General features: G+C 40.7%; 10 protein-coding genes and 1 pseudogene. 4 read left to right on the top strand and 7 right to left on the bottom strand.

Going from position 1 to position 10,543, the window contains the following annotated elements; genetic code table 11:
* Positions 1-1,275, bottom strand: a 1,275-nt coding sequence (locus tag MRT15_RS06740) for a serine hydrolase (RefSeq protein WP_304329118.1), incomplete at its 3' end; no start/stop codon positions are given.
* Positions 1,276-1,363: 88 nt separating this feature from the next.
* On the opposite strand from MRT15_RS06740, the gene pgk reads away from it, so the two are divergent.
* A complete protein-coding gene (pgk, locus tag MRT15_RS06735) occupies positions 1,364-2,584 on the top strand; it encodes a phosphoglycerate kinase (protein ID WP_304329117.1) in 1,221 nt (406 codons plus the stop codon).
* Between the two features lie 40 nt (positions 2,585-2,624).
* On the opposite strand, the gene MRT15_RS06730 is transcribed toward pgk, so the two are convergent.
* Together MRT15_RS06730 and MRT15_RS06725 are read right to left on the bottom strand one after the other, a co-directional pair.
* Entirely contained in the window at positions 2,625-4,142 is a 1,518-nt protein-coding gene (locus MRT15_RS06730; protein WP_304329115.1) for a hydroxymethylglutaryl-CoA synthase, read from the bottom strand.
* Positions 4,136-5,335 (bottom strand): hypothetical protein, encoded by a 1,200-nt coding sequence (locus tag MRT15_RS06725; protein ID WP_304329113.1) that lies wholly within the window; start codon positions 5,333-5,335, stop codon positions 4,136-4,138. Before MRT15_RS06725 ends, MRT15_RS06730 begins: the two co-directional genes overlap by 7 nt.
* 109 nt (positions 5,336-5,444) lie before the next feature.
* On the opposite strand from MRT15_RS06725, the gene MRT15_RS06720 reads away from it, so the two are divergent.
* Together MRT15_RS06720 and MRT15_RS06715 are read left to right on the top strand one after the other, a co-directional pair.
* Entirely contained in the window at positions 5,445-6,293 is an 849-nt protein-coding gene (locus MRT15_RS06720; RefSeq protein ID WP_304329111.1) for a hypothetical protein, read from the top strand.
* Positions 6,294-6,357: 64 nt separating this feature from the next.
* On the top strand, positions 6,358-7,542 hold the full coding sequence (locus MRT15_RS06715; protein WP_304329110.1) for a glycine C-acetyltransferase: 1,185 nt from the start codon (positions 6,358-6,360) through the stop codon (positions 7,540-7,542).
* Here MRT15_RS06715 and MRT15_RS06710 read toward each other — a convergent pair.
* The 4 genes from MRT15_RS06710 to MRT15_RS06695 are packed head-to-tail and all read right to left on the bottom strand — an operon-like array spanning position 7,539 to position 9,951.
* Positions 7,539-7,721: a hypothetical protein gene (locus MRT15_RS06710; RefSeq protein ID WP_304329109.1), complete on the bottom strand. Its 183-nt coding sequence runs from the start codon at positions 7,719-7,721 to the stop codon at positions 7,539-7,541. The genes MRT15_RS06715 and MRT15_RS06710 overlap by 4 nt on opposite strands.
* Positions 7,718-8,086, bottom strand: coding sequence for a YkgJ family cysteine cluster protein (locus MRT15_RS06705; RefSeq protein ID WP_304329108.1), 369 nt, complete (start codon positions 8,084-8,086; stop codon positions 7,718-7,720). The genes MRT15_RS06710 and MRT15_RS06705 overlap by 4 nt, the downstream gene beginning before the upstream one ends.
* A 19-nt stretch (positions 8,087-8,105) precedes the next feature.
* Positions 8,106-8,285 (bottom strand): ferredoxin family protein, encoded by a 180-nt coding sequence (locus MRT15_RS06700; RefSeq protein WP_304329120.1) that lies wholly within the window; start codon positions 8,283-8,285, stop codon positions 8,106-8,108.
* A 25-nt stretch (positions 8,286-8,310) separates the two neighbouring features.
* Positions 8,311-9,951, bottom strand: coding sequence for a hypothetical protein (locus tag MRT15_RS06695; RefSeq protein ID WP_304329107.1), 1,641 nt, complete (start codon positions 9,949-9,951; stop codon positions 8,311-8,313).
* 120 nt (positions 9,952-10,071) lie between these two features.
* Here MRT15_RS06695 and MRT15_RS06690 point away from each other — a divergent pair.
* Positions 10,072-10,543, top strand: a pseudogene (locus MRT15_RS06690) (glycine dehydrogenase); the annotation flags it as partial.

The following is a 10,543-nucleotide window of genomic DNA, read 5'->3' as shown; positions in this document are numbered from 1 at the left end:
GAATTTCAGTGTTTCAAGGTTATCGTCGCATGGTATTAGTGGTGTTGACATGTCTGTCCATTCATCCTTCTGCTCCATGTATAGCATTCCACCCCTTGAAACCACATTTACCCTTATAGCTCCACCACACCCCTCATATACTCCTGTTAGCATGTTCATCCTCTTCTGTATCTTTATTATTGGGACATCGTCTATTTTAACGCCAATTAGCATGGCTAATGCTGCGTGGGCTATGTATGTGTAGGGGAATCCTGTGGTATTTGAGGCCATCACCACTCCAATCTTCTCTTCTGGTATAAATGCTACGTATGCACTTGCACATCCCGTTGATCCACTGTGATGTATAACCCTCCTACCATAGAAGTCTTCTATTATCCCCCAACCGTAACCATACCCCTCCCTACCATAATATGTTTTTGGTCTTTCCACATGGATTTTCTGCATTTCCATTATACTCTCCTTGCTCGCCAATTTCACGCCATCGAATTCCCCATAATTCATTGATGCAATTACATAGTTTGAGAATTCGTTTACTGAGCTGACAAGCCCCCCTGCAGCATATATGAGTTTGTCGAAGGGCATTCTAACCTTCTTCGGATTTCCATCTTTATCCTTCCAGTATGGCGTCATCTTGTCAGTTTCCCTTTCAAACTCCTCCCTTAGAAATGTGCTTCTAAACATTTTCAGTGGCTCCAGAATCCTCCTCCTTATGTATTGGTGGTATTCCATTCCACTTACCCTTTCAATTATGTCTCCCAGAATAGTGTATCCAGCGTTTAGGTAGAAGTATCTCTCCCCAGGTTTCGCTGCAACCTCCTCTCCCGCGGCGTTAACGTATCTGTAGAAGTCTTCCATGCTACTTAGTGGTGTGTAATCCTCCTTTACCCCTGTGGCTTTCCTCAAGCTTATAACTGCAGTGTTTAGTGATGGTATTCCTGAGGAGTGTGAAAGTAGGTGGTGTATTCTTATTGGGTATTCCTTGAATCCAATTTTTAGTGGTGCATACTTCTCCACGGGGTCTTCTATGCTTATCTTCCCCTCTTCAGCCAATTGCATTATTGCCAGTGCAGTCATGGATTTCGTGCATGATCCAAATCCGTATAGCGTGTTTATGGTTGCTGGTGAATTGCTTTCCAAATCCCTTGCTCCGAAGGCTTCCATGTATGCCTTTTCCCCATCAATTATTATTGATATGCTTAAGCCTGGTGTTCTGCTTATCTTCATGAGTTTTGGGGTTTCACTTTCAATGAATGATTTCAACTCCTCGATCTTCATGTTTAGAATTATGTTTTATGGTGTATTTATGTGTTGGTAACCTTTTTAAATTTATATTTATACATGTAAATATTGGTGGAATACCCCCTTGACTCTAGACTACTATACCGCCTGTATACCATACAGTTTGACAAACCTTGCTTCGCAACTTAAATCTCCAACCCTAGTTAGGATTGACATAAACATACCTGTGGTTGATGGTAGGATAATGGAGGATAATATGAGGATCATTGCCTACGCCCACATACTTGAACTCCTATCAGAGTATGCTGGTTTAGTTGTTGTAGCTCATCAAGGTAGACCTGGGGATGAAGATTTCATACCATTGAAGCAGCATTGGGTTGCTTTGAGGAAGCTTCTACCATCAAAGATAGACATAGACTTCATCCCAAAGGATAAGGTCTTCACTGAAGAGACGAAGTCTAGGATTATGGGTCTTAGGGAGCGCGAAATACTATTACTGGACAATATTAGGATGTTTGAGGAGGAGATGAAGTGGAATCCTGAGAAATCCCAATTCATAAAGTTCTTTAAGGGGGTTATAAAGAGCTGTGTTAATGATGCCATACCAGTATGGCATAGAGCTCACACAAGTGTAATGGCCCTCCCCTACATTGCTAGGACTTGGGTTGGACTTAGATCCATGTATGAACTTAAAGCTTTAAGTGAGGTTATGAAGAATGCCAAGGATTGCGCCATAATTATGGGTGGAGCTAAGCTCCAGAAGATACAGTACCTAACATCCATATTATCAAAGATGGAGGGGTTCACTGGAGGCCTCCCAGGTCAGCTTGTGGCTAGGGTTAAGGGTTACGATCTCGGCCCCAGAAATAACTCCTTCCTAGAATCGAAAATGTCTAGGGAGGATTTTGAAGCCGCTAAGATTTTGGCTGAGAAGTTTAATGTTGCTCATCCAGTGGACTTTGTGGTTCTAGATAATGGCGAAATAAAGGAGGTTCACTTAGAGGATATGGGTAAATGTAATGGTATAATAATGGATATTGGAAGTGAAACTGTGGAGATTTATGCTAGGAGGCTTCAAGAGAAGGTTTATAGAATTAGGGCTGGACCTTTAGGTGTATATGAGAAGGGGTTCTCCAATGGCGTTGAACTTACAAAGCTAATTGCAGGTTTAGGCTTAATATTCCTCGGCGGGGATACCACTGCTGAGATCGTCAAGTATGGTTTGGATAGGATAATACTGAGTACTGGTGGTATGCTTTGTATTAGTGGTGGAGCATTTATACATGGACTTGCAGGTGAAAACTACCCATCCGTAGACCTCATCCTTAAACAGAATAAACTTTGACTTGTCATGAATGGGTTGACATAAAAAATATAAAGTTTTTTTATATTCCCTCCTTAAACTTCCTGTATGTGTGGTAGTCTAGGTATATTAGGTGTGGGTTGCTACTTTGCCATTCAACGTTGAATTTCTCAGTTCTCTTACGCTTCTCAACTATCTTTGGGGTTACAGTTATTAGGTATGCGTCGCTTCCAGCCCCTGATCCAAAGCTTGTTAGGAGGATCTTCTCGTATGGTTTGGCAATGTCTAGAACTGCAGCTAACCCTGCTGGGCTTGATCCGGAGTATAGGTTTCCAAATTTCGTTACTTTTAATGATGGTATGCATTGCTCTTCCCTGAATCCAAGTCTTCTAGCGGCTCGTAGTGGGAATTTGGCGTTTGGCTGGTGTGGGATGAAGTAGTTTATGTCTTTTGGTGTTAGATTCATTTTGTCCATAAGCTTCTTTGCAGCTTTAATTATATGTTTGAAGTATGCTGGTTCACCTGTGAATCTCCCTCCATGTAGTGGGTACTTCTGTCCATCCCTCCTCCAGAAGTCAGGTGTATCCGAGGTTACTGAGTACCACCCCTCTATTTCAGCTATCACATCCATGTTACCTATTATGTATGCTGCTGCACCATAACCTACGAAGTAGTCCAATTCCCCTCCAGGTTGATCTCTTGGAGCTGCTTGTGAATTGTCAGTTCCTATGACCATTGTGAAGTATTCCTCCCCCTTCTCAGCCATGTACTTTGATATTGCCGCTGCATCTTTGAACATGCTTGTAGCCGCTTTACATGCGAATTCCGTGTCTATGGCATCCACCCCTCTAACTCCATCCCCTAGGTTTTCTCCTAGATCCAATACTTGTGCAACTTTTGATGCTATTGGTTTTACTGCGTATGGGTTTGATTCCGTTCCCACATAAACCTTCTTGATCCTCCACCCATGTAATGCAGCTTGTATTAGTGCAAGTTTCCCAGCTTCCACGGCAGCTGTTATTGAGTCTTCATCTAGGAATGGTACTGACCTCTCAGTATCCCCCTCCCTTATCCTGAATCTGGATGTGTATAATGCATATCCAACTATTCCAGGCTTCTCAGATGGTTCCTTCGGCTCTTTAGTTTCGTATGGTATGTATGGGTAGTATTCGTCTGCGAATGTGAATGTGAGTGATGTTGTTGGCACTATTTCATGGGGCTCCGTTGAATATCTCCTCCTAAACCTGAATACAACTTCTCTCCCCTCATAATCCTCCGGTTTGAATTGTGAGTTTTGTATGTGGTCTGTTAGCCTTGCAGGTATCCTTATGTCTGCTTCCGGTATTCTAACTATTCCATAAATGTATGGTGAGAGGATTTTGAATTTGTTTGTGGGGTCATCTATTAATGTGCATGCTTCCAAAACCCCCTTACTATATAGGTAGCTTGCCTCCTCCATTTTACCCATACTCTTCCTTCCACATTTTGGGCAGTAGTATCTTGGCTTGAAGTATCTTCTTCCACATATTGGGCATATGCTTCCACGTAGCCTATCCGATATGTAACTTACCCTTCTCTCTATGGGTTCTGAACTCACCATTCCCACCTCCCAAAAATGTTTACATATGTTTTCGTTCCAAACCCTTCATGCTCCACATTTAATGCGTAATCCCCATCTCCTATGGGTATCTGTCTATCTCCAGCCTTCCCCATCAATTGTAGGTATATTTCAATTATTTGTGCACCTCCAGTTGCTCCATATGGATTTCCATCAGCTTTAAGTCCACCATTAGTGTTAACATATATCTCCCCTCCCCTCGCCTCGTACGTGTACCTCTTATTCTCCATACTTTTAATTATCGCTTTCCAAGCTTCCCCCGAACTATATACTCCAATATCTTCCAATGCTACTAGCTCCATCAATGTTGATTGATCATATAACTCCATTAGCTTTATTTTCTCAATTCCCACTTTAGCTTCTTCCATAGCTTTCCTTGCAGCTATCCTAGTTGATTTGAATCCAGCTAAATCCTCCCTTGAGGAGTATGATAGGTAGTCTGTGGCTACCCCCCTCCCAATTATGCTAACCCCCCTCTTCACCCCAATTTCCCTAGCCTTTTCTTCGCTGGCCAATATTATTGCTGTAGCTCCATCTGATATGGGTGCATAATCGTATAATCCCAGGATTCTTCCACTCCTAGCTTTTATAATAGTATCTACGTCAACTTTTACCCTGTAGAATTGTGCATCTTGGTTTTTGGAGCCATATTCATGGTTTTTGTGGGATATGTATGCTAGAGCCTTCATTAATCCTTCCACGTCGCTCCCCCTTAAACCATGCTTCTTAATGTATTCCCTTAGCATTAGCTCGTGGTGTGCTTCCATGCTTCCACCAGCATAATAGCTACATGAGTCCATTAACATCATTATATCATCTCTAATCTTGTCAAGTCTATCATTCATCTTTTCAATTCCACCCACCAGTACGATTTTGTATCGGCCAGCTTCTATGGCGTTGCATGCATGGTTTACTGCTGAACTGAATGATCTAGCAGTCTCCATGGGTATGTGGAGGTCTAAGATCTCTGATAGGAACCCCTCTTCTAAGCCTATCTTGTTTGTTAATTGTAGGAAGTAGTTTGATACCATTACTGCATCAAGATCCTTCCTCTCTATTCCAGCTGATTCCAATGCCTTTAACCCAGCTTGCTCCATTAATTCTTCGGGGTCTTTTTCGTAGTGTTCTCCGAAGGGTGTTCTTCCACATCCTATTATCACAACTCTATTCGACATTTGTCGATCACCATTACGTTTACAGTCGATTTAAATACATATAAATCCATTCAATTTAAAAATGTGTTGGTGGCTGTTTATAGGTGGATTCAAAGTCATTGCGGAGTGTATGGGCTTAAAGTTGAAAATACCCGATAGATGTTGGTTTAGCTTCTTCAATAGTCCATATCCATCTCATAAATCCTCATCAGCCATAGACATATATTATCCTGAGGGTGAGGGGCTTATGCCCATCGATGATGGAGTTGTCTTGGAAGTTGAGAAGTTTGAGTGTCCAGTTAGGAGGGCTGATGCCTCCCCCTTCGATTACCTAACATTGATAAGGGTTGATGAAGATGTTGTTTTGAAAATCCTTCATGTGAAGCCTAATGTAAAACCTGGTGAAAAGCTCCATTTAGGGGATCCCATTGGTAAGATAATTGTTTCAGGCTTCCTATCCCCATGGTCCAATATCCACATGCACTTGGAGTTTAGGAGTTTACATGATCCATATAGAGCTTTGGGAGGGTTTAGAATTGATATTCGTGAAACTGTAAATTTACTCCCAAAGCCAAGTCGAATTGAGAATCCCTTTACAGTTGAGGAGATATGTGAAAACTACATGTGGCTTAAGCCTAAAACGAGTTTCAACTTCCAGTGCGGTTTAATGCTTATGGTTAATGATAAACTTCTTTGGGTTGATGGTGGAATACCACACTACAATTATGGTGCAATTCTCGGGTTTAATGGTTTGGGATCTATACGTTATGTTGATGGGGTATCTTTAGGCGAAATATACTTCCATACCCATCCATACTCCCTATTTAAACCTAAATGCAAAGTTTACATTGATGGTTTAATGGTTAAGGGTTTAGGAAGCTATATCGGTAACCCACTATTAAAGGTGATCTTCGATCGCAATGTTAATGGCTATGCTGATTGGAGGGTTGGAGATCAAGTTGAATTATCCTTTAAGTAAACATGTACTTCATGATGGGTAGAATTATATTTCCTTATTGCCTTAAAGTATTTTGGTGATCGTTTTGGGTAGGAGAACTGAGTATCTTAAAGCTGAATTGGAGAATTTGAGGGCTCAAGGATTATACTTTGTAGAGAGGGTTAGGGTTGGGCCTCCAGATAATAGGGTTGTGATTAAGGGGGTTGAGTATATTCTAATGTGCTCCAACAATTACCTTGGACTTGCAAATCACCCTAAGATTAGGGAGGCTGCCATTAGAGCTATAGAAGAGTATGGTGTTGGGGCTGGAGCTGTTCGCCCAATATCTGGAACCACAGATCTACATATTGAGGCTGAAGAGAAGATTGCAAAGTTTAAGCGTAGGGAGGCTGCAATACTATTCCAATCTGGCTACGTTGCCAATGTGGGCGCCATATCAGCTTTGGTTGGTGATGAAGATGCAGTACTTAGTGAGGAGCTTAATCATGGTAGCATAATTGATGGTATAAGGCTTACGAAGGCTAAGAGGCTGATATATAAGCATTTGAATATGGAGGATTTGGAAGCTAAGTTGAAGGAGGCTAAGGATTCCAGAAGGAGATTCATAATAACTGATGGTGTTTTCAGCATGGATGGCGATATAGCTCCACTGGATAAGATTGCTGATTTGGCTGACAAGTATGATGCAATAGTGTATGTTGATGATGCTCACGGTGAGGGTGTTTTAGGGGATCATGGTAGGGGTATTGTGGATCACTTCAAACTTCATGATAGAATAGATATTGAGATGGGGACTTTATCCAAAGCCTTCGGAGTTATAGGCGGATACATTGCCAGTTCAAAGGAAGTTGTGGAATACCTCAAGCAGAGGGCTAGACCACATCTTCTTAGTAGCGCATTGAATCCACCTGACGTTGCAGCCATAATTGCAGCCATAGACTTGCTTTCCTCAAGTGATGAGCCTTTAAAGAAGCTCTGGAGCAATGCTAGATACTTCCAGAAGTCCCTTGTGGATAGAGGGTTCAATATTGGCAATACCAAGACCCCCATAACTCCAGTTATGATTGGTGATGAGAAGAAGACTCAGCAGTTGGTGGAGATGCTATTTAATGATTATCATATATTCGTTCAAGCAGTGGTTTATCCATGGGTTCCAAGGGGGACTGCTAGGATTAGATTCCAGCCAAATGCCACTCACAGCATTGAGGATTTAAATTACGTTATTGACTCTTTGACTGAAGCTGCCAAGAAGATTGGTGTATTAACTTAGACTTCAACGTAATACTCCCTTTCCTCAATTACCCTCCCACATACACTACATTTTTTAACTTCAATCCTCCTATTACCATAAGTTTTTAATTCTACGTCAACTTTTACGAATCTATCACAATTTGAGCAATATGCTTCTTCGCTTAATATCCTCTTTATACCTTTAATTATCCTTCTCACTTCCTCAACCCCTCAACTTCAATCAATAATTTGATTAGTTTAGGCTTCTTTTTACATATTTCCCTTATGGTCACTGTTTTTGAGGCTGGGCATTCATCGTCTACGCCCACGTATCCCCCCTCAATGTATACTACTGGGTATATCCTGCACCCTTCAGGTCTATCCCTATATATTTTGCATTTCATGTTTTTTGGGTTTAGGAAGTAGCAGTATCCATTTATGTTTCTTAGTTTGAGTTTACCATCATTTTCCACGGAGAATTCCCATCTCCTATATCCAAGCCTTTCAATTCTCTCTATATCTCTACGTGTAAGTGGCATTTGTGTTTCAATGCAACATCTTCCACATTTTAGGCATTTAACCATCAATCCACCCTATGTAGGTTTATTTTATGATTACTTTTATTGCATTTCTTGGGCATTCTGCTTCGCATATTTTGCATCCAATGCATAGGCTTATCCTTGATGGCTTTATGTTTCCATTGGAATCCATTGTGTATACTTCCACTGGGCATGATTGTATGCAGTTTCCACATCCTATACATTTCCCATAGTCTAATGTGATTTCTATTGGCGTAGCCCCATCCCCTCTACAGCTTTATTTCCCTCAATTCATTTATTCTTGCATCTATTCTCCTCATTATTCTCGCGTATGCCTTTTCATTGGCGTCTCTTATTCTTTGGTACTCAACCCTCCTTATAGTTTTTGAAATCCTCCTCCCCTCAATATCTTCAATTCTATCCATTAATGCTTTAAGTTTCCCCATCTCCTCCTCTATCTCCCCTATTTTGCTTCTCGCTTCCTCAGATTCAACTTTCATTTTCGCTTCGTTTATCTTATCAGTTAAAGCTTTTATTTCATCCATTATCCTCTTCTTCTCCTCAAGGTATTGCTTTCTGCTTATTTCTTCATCCCCATATTTCTCAATGGTTTCCTTAAGTTTTATGTATAAGTCCTTCTCCTTCAAGTATGCATCGTATATGGCTCTTATATAGCTTATCTTTGTAGCCATCTTCACTTTACTGAACCTGTATTTTAGGTATATTGTGGATGTGGCTGTCAATGCTATTATCGTGTATGCCAGTATGTTTATTGGTATTTGCATTGGGGTTTGCCCTGGTATGTATGTTGCCTTTAAATCGCTTGCTCCATAATCTTTTGCTATGAATCCACTTAAATCATATTTTAATATTGTACCTTCAATTTTCGTTGGGGTTCCAGTGTAACTCAATATTTTTGTCCCCTCACTGAATTTCACGGTTACATTCATTTGCTTTATTGGTGTCTGTATTATGGTGTCTATTGGTATTGTAAGTGTCTCCTGTTGTCCTCCAGCCACATATCTTTCCCTTGGAATTTTGTATTCCAGTGTGAAGCCATATGTCCATCCGCTTTGTAAGTCTATTCTCGGGTATATTGTTACTATTGTGGCTGTGGATGTTGAGTTCACTTTGTAGTTTACTGGTCCAAGTGGATCTGTGGCTGAGGATATGGAGGTTCCTGGTGGCATGTGGAATTTGAATCCAGCTCCCCTACTTATGGTGGTATCCGTTGGATTCCTAACTGTAATTTCATCCTTCACTCCTATTTCTTGTCCAATGTTCACATATCTAATTATTTTATCGATCACTATTGGTGTTATGCTTGCTTTGAATGATGTGTATAATTCTATTGTGGTTTGCATTGGTAGTGGGGATTGGGCGTATTTCGCTTTCCATCCATCCATTGTGGTTATGTTTGTTGGCGGTATTATTGTGGTGACATTCAATGTTTCCGCTGGATATATTATGGTGGTGTTGAATGCCTCAATTGTCACGTCCAGTATTGGGTATATTGGGTATTGGAATACATATTTGTCTGCAGATTTCTTTAAATGGTTTATTAGGTATGTTTCTATGGTAATCTTCCCCTTAACCTCCCCTAAAACCACTATTTTTACTCCATCCTCCTCGTTCTCTAATGCTAAATCTCTAACTCCCTTTTCATCGTAGGCTTTAACCATGAACAACTCATTTGAATATTGTTTTGGTATGTGTTGGGTTAGATTTACTGTAACTTCAGGTATGTATAGTTCATCTCTTACTATTGCGTAGTTTGCATGTATCTCTATAATTCTCTTCCCACTTGAACCTATGATTTGAGCATTGATTTGGTATAGGTTTGTGTGTAGGCTTAGCATTGTCAATATAATGATCAATATTACTGGAATGGGCTTCCCAATCTTCACCATAGACCTTCACTTACTCCTTAAATTTATGTCCTCTTCACCTTAATAATAATTTGTTTGACCCTCTATTTAACCGACAAGATTAAATTATGTATAACTTAACTCTCTATTGTGAATTTTATGGTGGATGCGCATCCATACTTACCAAATTCTTCGAAGAAGGTTTTGGAGGAGATGCTTAAAACCATTGGTATCAGCGACGTCTCTGAGCTTTACAAGGATATTCCGGAGTCTGTTAAGTTTAAGGGTGAATTGAATATTCCTGGCCCCATGTCTGAGTTTGAAGTTTATAAGTTTGTTCGTGGCATTTTGGATGATAATGTTAGTTTAATGGATATGCCAATATTCCTTGGAGCTGGTTGCTGGCCTCATCATGTCCCATCAGCCGTTAAGAGTATTGTTGGTAGAAGTGAGTTCCTAACATCCTATACACCATATCAAGCTGAAATTTCCCAGGGGATGCTTCAAGCCTTATTTGAGTTTCAAAGTCTAATTTGTGAGTTGACTGGGATGGATGTGGCCAATGCATCCATGTATGATTGGGCTTCAGCCCTTGCTGAAGCTGCTTTAATGGCTGTTAGGGTTACGGGTAGGA

Origin of the sequence: Candidatus Culexarchaeum yellowstonense (assembly GCF_024707025.1) — an archaeon.
In the GTDB taxonomy this organism is placed as follows: Archaea; Thermoproteota; Methanomethylicia; order Culexarchaeales; family Culexarchaeaceae; genus Culexarchaeum.
The sequence above is the reverse complement of the archived record's forward strand: the minus strand, read 5'-3'. Positions and strand labels throughout refer to the sequence as shown.

Coding starts and splice junctions, on each gene's coding strand:
- MRT15_RS06725 (WP_304329113.1), bottom strand. CDS start 5,335: ATGTCGAATAGAGTTGTGATAATAGGATGTGGAAGAACACCCTTCGGA.
- MRT15_RS06705 (WP_304329108.1), bottom strand. CDS start 8,086: ATGGTTAAATGCCTAAAATGTGGAAGATGTTGCATTGAAACACAAATG.
- MRT15_RS06695 (WP_304329107.1), bottom strand. CDS start 9,951: ATGGTGAAGATTGGGAAGCCCATTCCAGTAATATTGATCATTATATTG.
- MRT15_RS06730 (WP_304329115.1), bottom strand. CDS start 4,142: ATGGTGAGTTCAGAACCCATAGAGAGAAGGGTAAGTTACATATCGGAT.
- MRT15_RS06720 (WP_304329111.1), top strand. CDS start 5,445: ATGGGCTTAAAGTTGAAAATACCCGATAGATGTTGGTTTAGCTTCTTC.